At 59.1% G+C, this 18608-nt stretch carries 13 protein-coding genes; 11 read left to right on the forward strand and 2 right to left on the reverse strand.

The annotated features are described in order from the left end of the window. Window positions 1-260 precede the first annotated feature (260 nt). The 7 genes from AC3ISG_RS20355 to AC3ISG_RS20385 all read left to right on the forward strand — a co-directional run bounded on the left by AC3ISG_RS20355 (window position 261) and on the right by AC3ISG_RS20385 (window position 9037). Window positions 261-1844 carry an ABC transporter substrate-binding protein gene (locus AC3ISG_RS20355; RefSeq protein ID WP_489299562.1) on the forward strand — a complete coding sequence of 528 codons (1584 nt, stop codon included), beginning with the start codon at window positions 261-263 and terminating at the stop codon, window positions 1842-1844. A 157-nt stretch (window positions 1845-2001) separates the two neighbouring features. Next, a complete protein-coding gene (locus AC3ISG_RS20360) occupies window positions 2002-3381 on the forward strand; it encodes an OprD family porin (RefSeq protein ID WP_489297815.1) in 1380 nt (459 codons plus the stop codon). 97 nt (window positions 3382-3478) lie between these two features. Next, window positions 3479-5086 (forward strand): ABC transporter substrate-binding protein, encoded by a 1608-nt coding sequence (locus tag AC3ISG_RS20365; RefSeq protein ID WP_122623264.1) that lies wholly within the window; start codon window positions 3479-3481, stop codon window positions 5084-5086. Between the two features lie 64 nt (window positions 5087-5150). Further along, window positions 5151-6161 (forward strand): ABC transporter permease subunit, encoded by a 1011-nt coding sequence (locus AC3ISG_RS20370; protein WP_065990182.1) that lies wholly within the window; start codon window positions 5151-5153, stop codon window positions 6159-6161. Between the two features lie 11 nt (window positions 6162-6172). Then, on the forward strand, window positions 6173-7084 hold the full coding sequence (locus AC3ISG_RS20375; RefSeq protein ID WP_122534949.1) for an ABC transporter permease subunit: 912 nt from the start codon (window positions 6173-6175) through the stop codon (window positions 7082-7084). A gap of 10 nt (window positions 7085-7094) precedes the next feature. After that, window positions 7095-8063 (forward strand): ABC transporter ATP-binding protein, encoded by a 969-nt coding sequence (locus tag AC3ISG_RS20380; RefSeq protein ID WP_065990186.1) that lies wholly within the window; start codon window positions 7095-7097, stop codon window positions 8061-8063. Further along, window positions 8063-9037: a peptide ABC transporter ATP-binding protein gene (locus tag AC3ISG_RS20385; protein ID WP_122534948.1), complete on the forward strand. Its 975-nt coding sequence runs from the start codon at window positions 8063-8065 to the stop codon at window positions 9035-9037. Before AC3ISG_RS20380 ends, AC3ISG_RS20385 begins: the two co-directional genes overlap by 1 nt. Before the next feature lie 143 nt (window positions 9038-9180). Here AC3ISG_RS20385 and AC3ISG_RS20390 read toward each other — a convergent pair whose 3' ends face one another. Together AC3ISG_RS20390 and AC3ISG_RS20395 are read right to left on the reverse strand one after the other, a co-directional pair. Continuing rightward, window positions 9181-11733, reverse strand: a complete 2553-nt coding sequence (locus AC3ISG_RS20390; protein ID WP_489299563.1) for a PepSY domain-containing protein — start codon at window positions 11731-11733, stop codon at window positions 9181-9183. A gap of 423 nt (window positions 11734-12156) precedes the next feature. Continuing rightward, window positions 12157-14406 carry a TonB-dependent receptor gene (locus AC3ISG_RS20395; RefSeq protein WP_122623261.1) on the reverse strand — a complete coding sequence of 750 codons (2250 nt, stop codon included), beginning with the start codon at window positions 14404-14406 and terminating at the stop codon, window positions 12157-12159. A 195-nt stretch (window positions 14407-14601) separates the two neighbouring features. On the opposite strand from AC3ISG_RS20395, the gene AC3ISG_RS20400 reads away from it, so the two are divergent. The 4 genes from AC3ISG_RS20400 (at window position 14602) to AC3ISG_RS20415 (ending at window position 18574) form a co-directional block, all read left to right on the forward strand. Further along, the gene (locus AC3ISG_RS20400; protein WP_489297816.1) at window positions 14602-15282 is read left to right on the forward strand and encodes a Fe2+-dependent dioxygenase; all 681 of its coding nucleotides are present in this window, start codon (window positions 14602-14604) and stop codon (window positions 15280-15282) included. A gap of 3 nt (window positions 15283-15285) precedes the next feature. After that, window positions 15286-16092 (forward strand): tetratricopeptide repeat protein, encoded by an 807-nt coding sequence (locus AC3ISG_RS20405; protein WP_489297817.1) that lies wholly within the window; start codon window positions 15286-15288, stop codon window positions 16090-16092. 226 nt (window positions 16093-16318) lie between these two features. Beyond that, on the forward strand, window positions 16319-17560 hold the full coding sequence (locus AC3ISG_RS20410; RefSeq protein WP_489297818.1) for an alpha-xenorhabdolysin family binary toxin subunit A: 1242 nt from the start codon (window positions 16319-16321) through the stop codon (window positions 17558-17560). An 18-nt stretch (window positions 17561-17578) separates the two neighbouring features. Further along, the gene (locus tag AC3ISG_RS20415; protein WP_489297819.1) at window positions 17579-18574 is read left to right on the forward strand and encodes an alpha-xenorhabdolysin family binary toxin subunit B; all 996 of its coding nucleotides are present in this window, start codon (window positions 17579-17581) and stop codon (window positions 18572-18574) included. Window positions 18575-18608: the final 34 nt, after the last annotated feature.

An 18608-nucleotide genomic window follows, 5' to 3' on the forward strand; every position in this document is an offset into this window, starting at 1 on the left:
AGCGACTTGCCTACAGTTCTTGCCTACTAACGATAAGCACTTTTCCTACAAACTTTGAAGCATGCGTAACTATGGACTGTGCGGCGCCGGAGACATACCGTCTGACAAGCCGCACATACGGTCCGTTGTTTATCTTGAACAGTGGGATTTTTTTCCAGGCGTTGACTCTCCATTTGCGCAAACGATTGCAGTGGATCGCGCAGGTATTCGCAGTTAATGCGCCTCTCACGATAAGGAATATCATGCGTACGAATATCGTTATGCCATCACTTATTGCCGCCGGTCTTCTGGTGATGACGCCTGTCGCTCAGGCTGCCAGCAAAAGCCTGGTCTTCTGTTCGGAAGGCAGCCCGGCCGGGTTTGATATCGGTCAGTACACCTCGGGCACTGACAATGATGCCGCTGAGCCGATCTACAACCGTCTCGCCGAGTTCGCACGCGGTGAGACCACCGTGGTACCTGCTCTCGCCACCCGCTGGGATATTTCCCCTGACAACCTGACCTATACGTTCCATCTGCGTGAAGGCGTCAAGTTCCACAGCAACAAGATCTTCACGCCCACGCGCGATTTCAACGCCGACGACGTGCTGTTCACCTTCAATCGCATGCTGCACAAGGACCATCCGTTCCGCGTGGCGTATCCGACGGAGTTTCCGTTCTTCACCAGCATGGGCCTGGACAAGAACATCAAGTCGGTGGAAAAGACCGACCCGATGACCGTCGTGTTCACACTCAACAAAGTTGACGCGGCGTTCATCCAGAACGTTTCCATGAACTTCGCGTCAATTCTGTCCGCCGAATATGCCGAAAAATTGATGGCTTCAGGCGATGTACGCGATATTAACCAGGCGCCTATTGGCACGGGTCCTTTTGTATTTCAGCGCTATCAAAAAGACTCTCAGATTCGCTATGTGAAAAACAAACAGTTCTGGGACCCGAGTCGGGTCAAGATTGATCAGTTGATCTTCGCCATCAATACAGATGCTTCGGTGCGTGTTCAAAAACTCAAAAAAGACGAGTGCCAGGTGACGCTTAATCCGCGTCCGGCGGATGTCGCGTCGCTTGAGGCGGACAAGGACCTGCAGGTCATCAAAAAGCCCGGCTTCAACCTCGGTTACATCACCTATAACGTGCGCCACGCCCCGCTGGACAACTTGCAGGTTCGTCAGGCGCTGGACATGGCGGTGGATAAGAAAGCGATCATCGAGGCGGTGTACCAGGGCGCCGGGCAACTGGCCCAGAACTCCATGCCACCGACCCAGTGGTCTTACGACGACACGGTCAAGGACGCGCCCTACAACCCGGAAAAAGCCCGCGAGCTGCTGCGCGCCGCCGGCGTCAAGGAAGGCACTGAACTGACCCTGTGGGCCATGCCGGTCCAGCGCCCCTACAACCCCAACGCGAAGCTAATGGCCCAGATGCTTCAGGCCGACTGGGCGAAGGTGGGCATCAAGGCAACCATCGTCAGTTACGAGTGGGGCGAATACCTCAAGCGCAGCAAGAACGGCGAGCACGACATTTCGCTGATCGGCTGGACCGGTGACAACGGTGACCCGGACAACTGGATGGGCACGCTGTACAGCTGCGCCTCCATCGGGGGCAATAACTACTCGATGTGGTGCGACGAAAAATATGACGCACTGGTCAAGGCCGCCGTCTCGAACACCAACAAGGACCAGCGCATTAAGCTGTACCAACAGGCTCAGCATTACCTGAAAGAACAGGTGCCCATTACGCCGATTGCACACTCGACGGTGATCCAGCCGCTGCGTAAGGAAGTGCAAGGTTTCCTGGTCAGCCCGTTCAACCGCAACAACTTCTCGGGCGTCAGCATCGCCGAATAATTCAAAATTTGCCTGGGGGCGCAACCACGCCCTTTGGCATTGCTTTATCCGCGTTTAGCCGGATAGGCAAGAAACTGGCCCATAGGGCCGCACCATCGAGCGGGCTACACCATAAAAAGCCCGCCTCTAAAAAAGCAGCAATCGGGAGCTTCAAAACGTGAAAAAAGCCAGCACCGCTGTATTCGCCTTATCCGTACTCGCCATCAGCGTCGCGGCCCAGGCAGAGCCGACCAGTCAGGAATTCGTTCCGACCACACTGGCCACCAGCAACCTCCAGGGCGAAGCCAAGGGCTTTCTGGAAGACTCGAAGGTGACCGGTTCGACCAAGAACTGGTACGCCAACGAACTGTTGCGCCGTGGCGGCGAGTTCACCCGCAAAGAGAACGGCGTTGTGGTCGACAGCGACCCGCGCCGGATCAACTGGGTTCAGGGCACCATCGTTGACTACAGCTCGGGCTTTACCCAGGGCACTGTCGGTTTTGCCACGCAGATGGCGGTCTACAACGCCGTTGCGCTGGACCGTGACAAAGACGACCTGATGGGCGGCGCCAACCGTACGCTGACCGAAAACAACGGCGACCCTGTCGGGCAGTGGAGCAAGATGGGCCTGGCCAACATCAAGGCGCGCGTTTCCAACACAACCCTGACCGCCGGCCGTCAGTCGATGAACACCCCGGTGCTGGCCTACATCGGCAACCGCGCACTTCCTTCGAGCTTCGAAGGTGTGAGCATTCTGAGCGAAGAGTTCAACAACATCTCGATCCAGGCCGGCAGCTTCGACCGCGTGTCGCCACGTACCGAGCAGAGCCTGACCAAGTTCCGCTCCGAGTACACCAACAACACCGCCACCGCCGACCGCGTTGACATGGCGGGCGTGGATTACAAGCCGTTCAAGAGCCTGACCACGAGCTTCTACGCCTCCAACGTCGAAGACTTCTGGCATCAGTACTACTTCGCCTTCACCCACGAGCTGGGTGACCCCGATGTACTGGGGTTGAGCACCAACCTGAACTACTACAAGACCAAGGATTCCGGTCAGAAGAAGATGGGCGAGATCGACAACGACACCTACAGCCTGTCGTTGACCGCCACCCACAAGGCGCACAGCTTCAGCGTCGCGTACCAGGAAGTCGAAGGCGACACCTACTTCGACTACGTCCACGACACCAACGCCATCTTCCTGGCCAACTCCCTGCTCTCGGACTTCAACGGCCCGAACGAGAAGTCGGTTCAACTGAGCTACCTGCTGAACATGGCCGACTACGGCGTGCCAGGCCTGAAATTCAACATCTATCAGGCGCGCGGTTTCGACATCGACGGTACCCATTACAAAGGCACCGCCTATGACGTCTCGCGAATGGACGGCGAAACTCACTACGAATACGGTGTTGGCTCGTCGTACACCCTGCAGTCCGGCCCGCTCAAGGCGTCGACCATGCGTGCGACCTACACCACTCACCGCGCGAGCGCCAATCAGGCTGACGGCAGCATCAACGAGTTCCGTCTGGTGACCACGATTCCATTCAACATTATGTAATCAGCATGATCGATCGGGCCTCTTGGTGCGGTTTATACCGAACTTCGGGGCCCGATACCGACTCACTAATGGCTTCATCACTTGCGGAGTGCGTTACTTGAAATCGACATTCAAACTCGCAACATTGCGCAGCGCGATCGCACTGGCGGTATTCAGCGTTGCGGTCGGCGTATCGGCCAAGCCTCTGGTGGTCTGCACCGAAGCCAGTCCCGAAGGTTTCGACACGGCGCTCTACACCACCGCCGTGACCGCGGATGCGTCGGCGGAAACCATTTACAACCGTCTGGTGGATTTCAAGCCGGGCACCACCGAGATTGTTCCCGCGCTGGCTGACACTTGGGAGATCAGCGATGACGGCCTGACCTACACGTTCCATCTGCGCAAGGGCGTCAAGTTTCACACCACCGAATACTTCAAACCGACCCGCGACATGAACGCCGATGACGTGGTCTGGAGCTTCCAGCGTCAACTGGACCCCAACCACCCTTGGCACAAACAGTCGATGGTCGGTTACCCGTACTTCGAGAGCATGGGTTTCAAAGAGCTATTGAAGAACGTCGAGAAAGTGGACGACAGCACCGTCAAGTTCACCCTGACCCGCCGCGAAGCGCCGTTCCTGGCTGACGTCGCCATGGCATTCGCTTCGGTGTACTCGGCGGAGTACGCCGATCAGTTGCTCAAGGCCAACAAGACCGACAACCTCAACAGCCAGCCCATCGGCACCGGTCCGTTCGTCTTCCAGCGCTACGCCAAGGACGCTCAGGTTCGCTTCAAGGCCAACCCGGATTACTTCCGTGGCAAGCCGCCGGCTGACACCCTTATCTTTGCGATCGCCACGGACAACAACGTGCGCCTGCAGAAGCTCAAGGCCAACGAGTGCCAGATCGCCCTGTATCCGAAGCCGGACGACATCCCGAGCATCAAGAAAGACACCAACCTCAAGGTTGATGAGCTGAACGCGATGACCACTGCGTACATCGCCATGAACACCACGCACAAATACATGAGCGACGTGCGGGTGCGTAAGGCGATTGAAATCGCATTTGATAAAGAAGCCTACGTCAACGCCCTGTTCGGCAAAGGCAACGCCACCGTCGCCGTGAATCCGTATCCGGACACGCTGCTGGGTTACAACAAAGACCTGAAAAACCCTGCCCACGATCTGGACAAGGCCCGCGCCTTGCTCAAGGAAGCGGGTGTTCCTGAAGGCACGGTACTGACCCTGTTCACGCGCAACGGCGGCGGTCCGACCAACCCGAACCCGATGCTCGGCGCACAAATGATGCAGGCCGACCTGGCCAAAGTCGGCATTAAGTTAGATATACGCGTCATGGAATGGGGCGAAATGCTCAAACGTGCCAAAAACGGCGAACACGACATGGTGTCGGCCGGCTGGGCAGGTGACAATGGCGACCCTGATAACTTCCTGACCCCGAACCTCAGTTGCGAGGCCGCCAAAAACGGCGAAAACTACGCGCGCTGGTGTAATCAGAAGTTCCAGACGTTGATCGATCAGGCTCGGGAAAAAACCGACCCGGCCGAACGCGCTTCGCTCTACGAGCAAGCTCAGGTGATCTTCAATCAGGACCTGCCATGGATCAGCATGGCGCACACCAAGATGTTCACTGCAATGCGCAACAACGTGGAGGGTTACCACATCAGCCCTCTCACCACTAATAACTTCGCTACCACCCAAGCGAAGTAGAAGAAGAATCCGGCGGGCTCTGCTACCCAGAGACTCGCCGGTACCTGATGAGGTACACGAGAAGATGTTTAGTTTTATCGCTCGCCGAGTGGGGTTGCTCATACCCACCTTCTTCGGCATCACCTTGCTGACATTCGCTTTGATTCGCCTGATTCCGGGCGACCCTGTCGAAGTCATGATGGGTGAACGCCGGGTCGATCCGGAAATGCACGCCCAAGCCATGGAACGTCTTGGCCTGAACAAACCCCTTTATGCGCAATACATCGATTACGTCGGCAAGCTCGCCCATGGCGACCTGGGCGAATCGCTGCGTACGCGCACGAGCGTGTGGTCCGAATTCACTTCGCTGTTCCCGGCAACCCTGGAACTGTCGATTGCGGCGCTGATCTTCGCAGGCATCCTCGGGCTGCTCGCCGGTGTCATTGCAGCACTGAAGCGAGGGTCCCTGTTCGACCATGGGGTCATGGGTATCTCCCTGGCGGGGTACTCGATGCCGATCTTCTGGTGGGGCCTGATCCTGATCATGTTCTTTTCGGTATCCCTGGGCTGGACCCCGGTATCGGGGCGTATCGACCTGCTCTACGACATTCCCCCGAAAACCGGCTTCATGCTGATCGACACCCTGCTCAGCGATGAAGAAGGTTCGTTCATGGACGCCCTGCGTCATCTGATTCTGCCGGCCATCGTGCTGGGTACTATCCCGCTGGCGGTCATCGCCCGGATGACCCGCTCCTCGATGCTCGAAGTCCTGCGTGAAGACTACGTGCGCACGGCGCGCGCCAAGGGCCTTTCGCCGGCTCGCGTGGTATTCGTTCACGGCCTGCGCAACGCGCTGATCCCGGTACTGACGGTGTTTGGCCTGCAAGTGGGCACGCTGCTGGCCGGTGCGGTTCTGACCGAAACGATCTTCTCCTGGCCGGGCATCGGCAAGTGGCTGATCGAAGCCATCGGCGCCCGTGACTACCCTGTCGTGCAAAACGGCATCCTGCTAATCGCCTGCCTGGTGATTCTGGTCAACTTCGTGGTGGACATCCTCTACGGCTTTGCCAACCCACGCATTCGTCATCAGCGCTGAGATCCCTTTTTATGAGCACACCTACTCCCGTAGTAGCAGTCGATCAAAGCCTGCTCTACCCGTCCGTTTACAAAGAGTTCTGGCAGCACTTCGCCAAGAACAAAGGCGCCGTCGCGGGTCTCTTGTTCATGCTGGTGATCGTGTTCTGCGCCCTGTTCGCGCCGTGGGTTGCCCCCCATGACCCGAGCGAGCAATACCGTGATTTCCTGCTGACCCCGCCGGTCTGGCTTGAAGGCGGCCAATGGCAGTTCCTGCTCGGCACCGATGAACTGGGCCGTGACCTGCTGTCGCGTCTGATCCAGGGTTCGCGCCTGTCGCTGCTGATCGGTCTGTCGTCGGTGGTGATGTCGCTGATTCCGGGGATCCTCATGGGTCTGCTGGCCGGTTTCTTCCCGAAGATCCTGGGTCCGACCATCATGCGTCTGATGGACATCATGCTGGCACTGCCATCGCTGCTGCTGGCTGTGGCCATCGTCGCGATCCTCGGCCCTGGCCTGATCAACACCGTCATCGCCATCGCCATCGTTTCGCTGCCGTCGTACGTGCGTCTGACCCGTGCAGCGGTGATGGGCGAGCTGAACCGTGACTACGTGACCGCCGCGCGTCTGGCCGGCGCAACGCTGCCGCGCCTGATGTTCATCACCGTGCTGCCGAACTGCATGGCACCGCTGATCGTTCAGGCGACTCTGAGTTTCTCCTCGGCGATCCTCGACGCTGCGGCGCTGGGCTTCCTGGGTCTGGGTGTTCAACCGCCGACGCCTGAGTGGGGCACCATGCTCGCTTCGGCCCGCGACTACATCGAACGCGCCTGGTGGGTGGTGAGCCTCCCGGGTCTGACCATTTTGCTCAGCGTGCTGGCAATCAACCTGATGGGCGACGGTCTGCGCGATGCGCTGGACCCGAAACTCAAGAACGCCGCCTGAGGACGTCCGAATGTCTCTTTTAAACATCAAGAACCTCAACGTGCGCTTTGGCGACGCCACGGCCACCCCGGTGGTCGACGGCCTGGACCTGGCGGTCGACAAGGGCGAAGTGCTGGCAATCGTGGGCGAATCGGGCTCGGGTAAATCCGTGACCATGATGGCGCTCATGGGCCTGATCGAGCACCCCGGCATCGTCACCGCCGACGCCCTGGTCTTCGACGGCAAGGACATGCTCACGCTCAATGCGCGCCAGCGTCGCAAGATCGTCGGCAAAGACATGTCGATGGTCTTCCAGGACCCGATGACCGCGCTGAACCCGAGCTACACCGTGGGCTTCCAGATCAAGGAAGTGCTCAAGCAGCATTTGGGTCTGTCGGGGCGTGCCGCCCATCAACGCGCACTGGAGCTGTTGCAGAAGGTGGAAATCCCGGGCGCCGCACAGCGTCTGGACGCCTACCCGCATCAACTCTCGGGCGGCATGAGCCAGCGCGTCGCGATCGCCATGGCCATCGCCGGCGAGCCGAAGCTGCTGATCGCCGACGAACCGACCACCGCGCTGGACGTGACCATTCAGGCGCAGATCATGGACCTGCTGCTGGCCCTGCAAAAAGAGCAGGACATGGCGCTGGTGCTCATCACCCACGACCTTGCGGTGGTGGCTGAAACCGCTCAGCGGGTCTGCGTGATGTACGCCGGTCAAGCCGTGGAAGTGGGTCAGGTGCCGGGGCTGTTCGACGTCCCGGCGCACCCGTACAGCGAAGCACTGCTGGCGGCGATTCCCGAGCACAGCATGGGCGCCGCGCGCCTGTCGACGCTGCCCGGTATTGTCCCGGGTCGCTACGACCGTCCAAGTGGCTGCCTGCTCTCGCCGCGCTGCCCGTACGTCCAGGATAAATGCCGCCAGCAGCGCCCGGGCCTCGACCCGAAAGCCCATAGCCTGGCGCGTTGCTTCTTTCCGCTGAATCAGGAGGTGGCGTAATGAGCGAAATCGTACTGACCGCTCGTGACCTTACTCGTCACTATGATGTGTCCCGTGGGCTGTTCAAGCCCCATGCAACCGTGCGCGCGCTCAACGGCGTGTCGTTCGAACTCGAAGCCGGCAAGACGCTGGCGGTGGTCGGTGAGTCCGGCTGCGGCAAGTCCACCCTCGCCCGCGCGCTGACGCTGATCGAAGAGCCTTCTTCGGGATCGTTGAAGATCGCCGGCCAGGAAGTCACCGGCGCGACCAAGGCGCAACGCAAGCAGCTGCGCAAAGACGTGCAGATGGTGTTCCAGAGCCCTTACGCATCGCTCAATCCGCGGCAGAAGGTCGGTGATCAACTGGGCGAGCCGCTGCTGATCAACACCAGCCTCTCCGCCGCTGAACGCCGCGAGAAAGTGCAGGCGATGATGGCCCAGGTCGGTCTGCGTCCCGAGCACTATCAGCGCTACCCGCACATGTTCTCCGGCGGTCAGCGTCAACGTATCGCGCTGGCCCGGGCGATGATGCTGCAGCCCAAAGTGCTGGTGGCGGACGAACCGACTTCTGCCCTCGACGTGTCGATTCAGGCCCAGGTGCTGAACCTGTTCATGGACCTGCAGCAAGAGTTCAACACCGGTTACGTGTTCATCTCCCACAACCTGGCGGTGGTGCGTCACGTCGCTGACACGGTGTTGGTGATGTACCTCGGTCGCCCGGCCGAAATGGGTCCCAAGGAAGAGATCTACAACCGTCCGCTGCACCCGTACACCCAGGCGCTGCTGTCTGCGACTCCGACGATCCACCCGGACCCGTCGAAGCCGAAGATCAAAATCGTCGGCGAATTGCCTAACCCGCTGAACCCGCCGTCCGGCTGCGCGTTCCACAAGCGCTGTCCCTACGCGACCGAACGCTGCGCCGTCGAAGTGCCGGAGCTGCGCTGGGTCGACAACCGCCAGGTCGCCTGCCATTACGCGGAACAGTTTGTGGCGTGATGGTTGAGTAAGAAAAAGGCCGTTGCGTGTGAGCGCTACGGCCTTTTTTTGTGGCTGGCGTAGGACCGGCTTTAGCCGGGAATTGCAGTGTAGGTTGGCTTTAGCCGGGAATGACGCGACAGGCCCTGGCAACCAGAACGCTATCAGTAAACATCCCGCCGATACCGCCCCTGCTCGATCAACTCCCGCACCGCGTCCTCACCCAGCAGAGCGTTCAACGTTTCATCCACGCCAGCCGCCATGCCTTCCAAACTGCCGCAGATGTAAATCACAGCGCCTTCATTCAGCCAGCGACGCAGCTGATCAGCCGCCTCACGCAACCGGTCCTGCACATAGATTTTTTCCGCCTGATCCCGGGAAAACGCGAGGTCCAGACGCGCCAGATTCCCACTCGCCAGCCAGCCATTAAGCTCGTTCGCGCAGTGGAAATCGTGCGACCTGTTTCGCTCGCCAAACAGCAACCAGTTGCGCTGCTCACCCGAAACGACGCGCGCTTTGAGCAAGCTGCGCAGGCCTGCCAGCCCGGTGCCGTTGCCAATCAGAATCATCGGCACCGACTCGGCCGGCAGATGGAAACCACTGTTACGACGCACCCGCAGACTGATGGCGCCGCCCACGGCGACATGCTCGGTCAACCCGCCCGAACACAGCCCGAGGCTGCCATCGGGGTGCAGTTCCTGACGCACGATCAGCTGCAACACACCGTCCTCGGGAATCGACGCGATTGAATACTCGCGCATCGCCAGGGGCACCAGCGCATCGACCAACGCCTGCGCATGCAGGCCGACCAGATGACTGCGATTGACCGGCAACTGACGCGTGGACAAGGCTTGGCCGAGGGTCTCGCTCAGGCCGTCGACGGTGACTTGCGTGTCGGCAGCAATACCCAACCCGGACAGGAGCTGCTCGACCACAGACGCCGGGTTGCGCGGCAATACCTCCACCAGATCGCCGGCCTCCCAGCGAGTCGCCAACTCACACGTCAGGCCGAGCATGAACACTTTCGATCCCACGCTTCCGGGGTTCAGCCACTCGCGGTTCACCAGCGTCCAGTTCTGATACTCCGGCGCGTGCCAGACGGTCGTCGGCGTCGAGCCGGTCAGCTGACCCAGCTGCTGTTGCCAGTGTTGCAGCGCCGCACCGTCGCCGCTGTCCACCTCAACCGGCGCGAACAGCGTGCGTCCGCCGCGCTCCGCCAACCAGCCGTGCAGCCGCTGAGCGAAACCGCAGAACTGTTGATACTGGCGATCGCCCAGCCCAAGCACCGCGTAGTTGAGGTTATCCAGCGCCAGCGGCCGGCCCAGCACTTTGCGCTCGAACCCGCGGGCACTGTCCGGTGCTTCGCCGTCGCCAAAGGTACTGACGACGAACAGCGCATTGCGGCTCTGGTGCAGGTCCTGCTCGGTGATGTCGCCCAGACGTTGCACCTTCACCGGCACGCCGGCGGTTTGCAGTTGGCTGGCCGTCTGCCAGGCAAGTTGCTCGGCGAACCCACTCTGGCTGGCAAATCCGATCAACCAGGCTGCGCCCTGCTCGCCTGTCGTCGCCGACACTTCACCGCGCGCATTGCGGATCTCGCGCTTCTTGCGTCGGCGGTCCAGGTAGAGCAACCAGCCGGTGATGAAGAACAGCGGCATCAGCAACGCGGCCACGGTCACGACGATGCGCCCGATCAGGCCAAAGTAGCTGCCGGTGTGCAGCGCGTAGTTGCTGATGAGCAACTGGGCGCCGAGGCTTTTCTCGGTGTAACGCGACACTGCCTTGAGCGTACCGTCGGCCGGATCGAGGGTGATCTGGTTCAACGCGCGGGGGTGCGGCGCGGATTTGAGGAGGTAGAACACCGTCGCCATCTGGCCCGGTGCCTGAGGCATGCGCAGGTTGTACGTCTTGAGGTCCGGTCCGGCCGCGCTCTGAATGGTCTGCCAGATGGCGTCGTAGTCCGGGGTCGACGCGGTGACTTCCTTAGTCGCTTCCTTCATAGAAGGGCCAGGACGTGGCCCTCCGCCACGGCGTTGTTCGCCCGCCACGGGAGGATCGCCAATCAGCTTGGTCATGCCGTTGCTGAACCAGTCGTAGGACCACATCAGCCCGGTGATCGCCAGCAGCAGATAGATGATCAGGCACCAGGTGCCGAACACCGAATGCAGGTCCCAGTTGAAACTGCGTCCCTTCTTCGCCCAGTCCATGGTCAGCCAGACGCGCCAGTTCAGCGGCTTGCGCGGCCAGCGCAGATACAGCCCGGACAGGCAGAAGAAAATGAGGATAAGCGTGCAGGCCGCGGTGACTTGTTTGCCATATTCCCCTGCGGCAAGGAATCGGTGCAGGTTAAGGATGAAGCCGAAGAAGTCCTGACCTGTGGCGTCCTCGGTGAACGCGCCGGTGTAAGGGTTGAAGTTGTGCATCTCGCCGCGACGCTGCCCCGGCGGCGGCTTGAACCAGACCTGAGCGACCTTGTCGCTGTCGACATCAATGCGAAACATCGCCACCGTGTCTGCGCCCTGGGCTTCAACCTTGCTGACCGTTTCCGCCAGTGACAGTTGACGACCCTGGGGCTGCACGAACAACACGTCAGGGTTGAGCACGTCGAGTATCTCGTCCTCGAAGGAATACAGCGCGCCGGTGATCCCCATCAGGGCAAGCACCAGACCGGCCGTGATTCCGAAGAACCAGTGCACTTGAAACAGGACTTTCTTCAACACCCTCGACACCTCACTCACCCGCTACGGCGCGCATTATGCGCACAAACGGCATACATTCTCATCTGTGGCTGATTCTTGATGCAAAATCTGTGGGAGCGAGCTTGCTCGCGAAGCGGCCGGGACATTCAGCCACTTTCTCTAGGAACTGAAAGTAAGTCTTCGCGAGCAAGCTCGCTCCCACGGGATCGTGGTCTTGCTCGATATTTCGGCAGGTTCACCGGACCTGTTGGAGAAAGCTTGCTCCAACAGGATCCTGGCTTTACTCGATATTTCGGCAGGCTCACCGGACCTGTGGGAGCGAGCTTGCTCGCGAAGACTGCATTTCAGCCGCTGAAGATTTGGCGGATGTACTGGCGGCCTTCGCGAGCAAAATGGAGCGACACCCCGGTCACTGCTGCATGAGAGGTGTCCGCATCCGGATCAGAAGTGGAAGCTGGCACTCATCAGCGCGGTACGCCCGGCGGCCATGTGGGCGTAGTGAGTGGTGAAGACCTGGTCGTAATAGCGCTTGTCGGTCAGGTTCTGCACGTTCAGCTGCAGGTCGACGTTCTTGGTCAGCGCGTACGTGGCCATGGCGTCGTAGCGCCAGTAGGACGGCACTTCTACCGAGTTGGCTTCATTGCCGAAACGCGAGTCGACGAAGGTCGCGCCGCCGCCCACGGTCAGCTTCGGCATCAGCTCGTAGGTCGACCAGAAGTTGAAGCTGTTGCGTGGCGTGCTCGGCATGTGATTGCCCTCGTCCGCCTTGCTGGTCGCACTGACGATCTCGCTCTCCATGTAGGTGTAGCCGCCGTAGACTTTCCATTTGCCGGTGATGTTGCCGCTGTAGGTCAGCTCCAGACCGTCGACACGCTGCTCGCCGTCCAGCACCTGGAACGTCGCGTTGTCAGGATCGGTCACCCGCGCGTTGGTCTTTTCGGTGCGGAACAGCGCAGCCGTCAGCGACAGGTTGTCGTCGAAGAAGTCCCACTTGGTGCCCAGCTCGTAGTTGCGGTTCTTTTCCGGATCGAGGTTGGCGTTGTTCGCCGCGATTTCCAGCCCGCCATTGCCGCTGGTCTCACCCGACGGGTTGCTGGACGTCGACCATGCCGCGTAGATGCTCCCGTTCGGCAGTGGCTTGTAGGTCACGCCGACCTGGTAATTCCACAGCTGGCTGGTGTTTTCACGCTTGAAGCTGCCCGCCACCGAACCACGGCCGCCCGTGCTGTAACCGCTGGAGCGCACGTCGTAATCGTCATAGCGAAGGCCGAGGTTCAACGACCACTGTTCGTTGAATTTCAGCGTGTCGAAGACGTAGGCGGCACTGGTTTTGGTGTCGGTATCGGTGTACGCCTGGCTGTCGGTGATGGTGCCGTTCCAGTCGTCTTTCGGTGACGGGTTGGACAGGCTGGTGCAGTCGCCCGAGGCCAGCAGCGCTGCGTTGCACGTCGAACCAATGGTCCCGCCACTGGCGCTGAGCACGTTGTAGCCACGGTTGTGGGTGTCCTGATAAGAAAACTCGAGACCGGTCACCAGGCTGTGCTGAATGAAACCGGTGTCGAACTTCGCTTGCAGGTCGGTCTGGTTGACGAAGCCGCTGGAGGTGGAATTGCGGCTCTTCGCCGAGCGCGAGACCAGGCCCCTGGCGACGTTGCCGCGGCTGTCGTCCGGGTTGGTGACAATGTAGTCCAGCGTCGAGCGCGACATGCGGAAGCTGTTGGAGATCGTCAGGTTGTCGTTGAGGTCGTGTTCGAGGCGGATCGTGCCGCTGTCGTTGACGCTCTTGCGGTAATCGCGGTCGGTCAGGCCGTAGAAGTTGTTTTCATTGACGTGGGCGGGCTTGTCGACCACGTACTGGCTGCGACCGGGGGTGCTGGTCAGCGGGATGCCATAGTCGGGCATGTCGTCGGTGGACAGGTGGTAGTAGTCGACCTTGACCCGCGTGTCGGTGCCCAGACCGAATGCGAACGAAGGCGCAACGCCCCAGCGGCTATTGTCGACATCGTTACGGCCGGCGACGTTGGAATCATGCTTCATCAGGTTCAGGCGGAAGGCCGAGGTGTCGGTCATCTGCTTGTTGACGTCGAGGGTGTAGCGCTGGGTCTGGTCCGAACCGAAGGTGTAGCCGCCGTTGAAAGCATCGCCCAGATGAGCGCCCTTGGTGACGAGGTTCAGGCTGCCACCCGTGGAGCCTGCGCCGGTGAAGGCCGAGCCCGGGCCTTTGCTGACCTCGACCGACTCGACGTTGAAAATCTCCCGGCTTTGCGCCGCCACGTCGCGCATGCCGTCGACGAACACGTCGCTCTCTGCGTTGAAGCCACGGATGATCGGGCGATCCGCATTTGGGTTACCGCCCTCGCCCGCGCCAAAAGTAATGCCGGGAGTGGTGCGCAAAGCGTCAGTCAGGCTCGTGGCTGCGGTGTCGCGGATCACTTGCTGCGGGATCACCGTCACGCTCTTTGGCGTCTCGCGCAGGGGTGCGGTGTACTTTTTCGAGGTCGATTCTTCGGTCTTGTAAGCCGTGTCGGCCCGCTCGCCGTCAATGTTGGTGGCCCCGAGATTCAGAGCATCCGATGCAGGTTCCGCAGCCTGCGCCATATGGGCGGCTGACATCGCCGCAAGGGCAACACCGACGGCGCTGACGATGGAACGCTGCGAATGGGCGGTAACCGGTTGTGCTTGGCGCGACATTTTCCTTCCCCAAGGAAACAATAAGGCGGCGGAATATAGTTGAGACTGCTTCGCATTCGCAGAAAACTTACATTCTTTACACTTTTCCATTACCCAATTTTCACACCTACCCATTCACGCGCGCGGGTGACGTTTTACACGACCAATAGGAATCACTATCATCCGCCGCTTCATTCTTCTCGCGGGTCGCGATTCATGCTCCTACATATCCCCGGTCTGTTTTCACCCGAGGAGGTGCAACGCATCCGACAGGCTCTGGAGGAAACCGAATGGGCCGACGGCAAGATCACCGCCGGGCACCAGTCGGCGAAAGCCAAGCACAACCTGCAGTTGCCCGAAGGCCACCCGCTCGCCGTGGAGATTGGCGCGGCGATGCTTGAACGGCTGTGGCAAAACCCGCTGTTCATGTCCGCTGCCCTGCCCCACAAGGTCTTCCCGCCATTGGTGAATTGCTACACCGGCGGCGGCAGTTTCGATTTTCATATCGACAACGCCGTGCGTCAGGCCAAGGGCAGCACCGAGCGAGTGCGCACGGATCTGTCATCGACGCTGTTCTTCAGCGATCCCGATGACTACGACGGCGGCGAGCTGGTGATCCAGGACACCTTCGGCACTCGCCTGGTGAAGCTGCCGGCAGGTGACCTGCTGCTTTATCCGGCCAGCAGCCTGCACAAGGTCAACGCCGTGACACGAGGGGCGCGGTACGCCTCGTTCTTCTGGACCCAGAGTTTGGTGCGGGACGATGGCCACCGCACGCTCCTATTCGAAATGGACTCGGCTATCCAGCAATTGAGCCGCGACGTGCCCGATCATCCTTCACTGCTTCAACTCACCGGCACCTATCACAACCTGCTGCGGCAGTGGGTCGAGGTCTGAGTCATGACCTGGAATCTGCGACGTGAAGAGGTGCTCGATGGCGACCAGTTGCGCGCCATGCTTAAAGACAGTCCTGCAAGCGCTGCAAAGGCGATTCTGAGCGCGGCGCAAGCCAATATCGTCGACGCCCAGGCGCTGCTCGGACAGATATTGCTCGACGGTAGCGGCATCGAATGCGATCCGGCGCTGGCGCTGGTCTGGTTTCAGATTGCGGCCCGTCGCGGACACGCCATGGCGCAGAACATGGCCGGCCGTTGCCACGAGCATGGGTGGGGCTGTGAGCCGGATGCCGCAAAGGCTGCCGAGCATTATCGCCTCGCCGCCGAGGATGGTCTGGATTGGGGCTTTTATAACTACGGCAATCTTCTGGCGACCGGCCGTGGCGTCAATAAAGACCAGGCTCGCGCGCTGGCGTGCTATCGCAAGGCGGCAGAACTGGGCCATGCCAAGTCGATGAACCTGGTGGGGCGTTATCTGGAAGAAGGTCTGTGCTGCGAGCGGGATCTTGCCGCTGCCCATGAGTGGTATAGACGGTCAGCACAGGCAGGTGATTTCCGCGGCCAGTTCAGCCATGCCTCAATTCTCGCTGATGACGGTCATGTCGATGCAGCCCTTGTGTGGTTTCAAGCCGCCCTTGAGTTGGGCAACCTCAAATTCCTCCGGATCAGTCGCGCGGCACTCACGCTGTCCAGGCACCCCGAAATACGGGCTCTGGCACTCGACTATTTCAGCAAAGCGGCAGTGTTGGGCGACAGCCACGACCAAGATGCCTTGTCTGAATTCTTGAATAGCAATCGCGACGCCCCTTAGTATTTTTCTGAAACACGTTAGATATTCACTCAGCCGATCCCCGGCCCTCTTGGGCTGGGGCCGTAACTACGTTGCTGTTGTAAATATTCCTACAGCAGATGAAGCCGAACTCACTTTGACAGCCGACGATAGTTGCAACTAGCCTGCGCTCACTGCAACTCAACACGCAGTGCGAACATGATAAGTAGCGCCAGGAAGGCGCTTTTTACTAGAGCAGGGAATCACTATGAATAACGCTTTGTATGACACGTCTGACACTTCCATGGAAAAGACAGCGGAGGTGGCAGCGAAAGCGCCAAAGACGCTGATTGATGCGTCGACCGGAAACATGCCAGGCACTTTTCGACCGAAAGGGCTTATTCTGACAAAAGATCAGATTGTCGACTTATACCTGTATGAACAGAAAGGCCTGAGTTTACCGACGGCCCCCTCAGACGTAAGTTCCTATCTGGGTTACCAGCAGGGATACACGCCGGGTCAAGGATTGGAAGTCAGTGACTTCACCAAAACATTCTCAATCATAAAATCCCACGCAAGTCAGTGGAACGGCCTACGCCAGCGAATCAAACTTATCAGCAGCGAGCTGAAAATTTTTGCATCCGGCATGATGAATGCCGAAAAGCACGTGACCAAGGCACTGGACGAAATTACCGCCCTGAAAGTATTGAAGGAATACGGTATCGAGACGCTGGCTGATCTGCGGAAGGTTGAAGCCGAGATGGGCGACAAGTTCCCGGGTATCCACCTGGATGAAAATGATGCGGGAGCGGCAACGCAAATCGCCTACTACCTGGATGACCTGCAGAAGAAGATCGCCGTTCAGGAGCGTAAAACCGAGGAGCTGAAGGCTGACCTGGACCAGTTCTCAGATGAGCTGGCGACCAAAGTGCGACCCGAGATCTCGCTTAGGCTGGTCGCGGTCGATAACCATAAACTGGATGATGAGATAAGCCTGCTTCAATCCGAAATCGCCGCAGCGACAAAGGAAATCGATGAACAGAATGCAACGTACAAGCAGATGGTCATGGACTCTATAAAATCTGCTGCCGACGGAGGCTTGATCGGATTAGGCATGGCGATCTATATCGGGGTTGAGGCAGAGAAGGTTCGAAAATATCGGAATAGCCTTAAAGCAACCCGAGACGCCAAGAACGAGGAAATGGGATTCAAAAGTACTGTCCTCAAACGTCTCAATCAAGTCAAAGCCGATCTGCAAGATATTCAGTTCCTAAGCCTTCAAGCCGATGCTGCCACGCAAAATCTGGTGTTCACCTGGAACGCACTGAACTTGTACGTCACCTCGTCCGCCCAAGAGGCACGCAAAATCGACGACGCATTGAAAGTTAATCTTCTGGCCTACCATTTTGACCAAGTGGTCGGACCGTGGGCGCAGATTTTGATCGACGCCGATGCGCTATATGGCGTCTTCGCTGAAGCGGATCAAGAAATAAAAAATCGAGCTATTTAATTACAAGGACTGTTCAAAATGACTGTTATTCAATTCAACGACGACGTCGCGTACGTCGCACCCGATATCGCACTGATCAAGGCTACCATCGACCAGATGCTCAAACAGAACGGGGAGCTCGACTTTGCGTTTGGCGGAACTAGCTACCTGCCGTCGATACGTGCAAAAGCGCAAGGTCTGCACACTTCCCTCGTCGTGTCAGGGCGTAAAATCAACGAACAGCTGTTAGCGATTGGTATTGCCACTACTAAAGCGCTGAAGAGTCTGAACACCTATCGCGCGGCGATGACGACCGATATGTCCGAGGATGATCTTGAAAGTAATGCCTATGTCCGGGCACAAACGATTGGCACCTTTAAAGAAGCCTTTACACCCGCCGTGCAAGCGCTTCAACAGCAGTTCAAGACGCTCGCTGATGTCGCTTTCGACCCGGCACTGACGACCACTTACAAAAATGACCTGCAGGCGCAACTGACGAAATTGGACGAAGCCTTCACGTCTGCAAACCAAGACATCGCCGCGGTAGAGGCTGCGCGGGCGACGCTGAATGACGCGATGGCGGTGCTCGAAAAAGATGATTTCGCAGGCCTGGCCAAAGACACCCTGCTCACCGCCGAGAATCTCTCGGCAGCAGGGCTGGCGGTACCTGAAGTCGAGCTGGTGAGGATCGCCGTCGAACAAATGAAAAAAACCCTCGAGCACGTGGGCGAAGCGCTCAACTACATCACGATGAACAGACAACGCGATGCGCTGATCAAACAGCTCGGTGAACTGAAAGCCAGAAATACCGAACTGGCGGCAGACGCGAAGCTCATTACCGACAAGACCACCGTGATCGTCAGCATCCACGGCTTGTTCGAGAGCTTTTTCATCGCTCGCGACGAATACGCAAAAATCGATCAGTCGATCAAGGCTTTCGTTAACCATCTGGCGCTGGCCAGTGGGCCAGACTATGAAGACCAGCTAGTCGCTGCGGCACCGTCGCTCATCGCGTATCTGAACGACGCCTGTTAAATGCACTTAAGCAGCCGTGACAGCCGAACCGCTG

The sequence above is a fragment of the Pseudomonas sp. GL_135 genome (genome assembly GCF_057834665.1).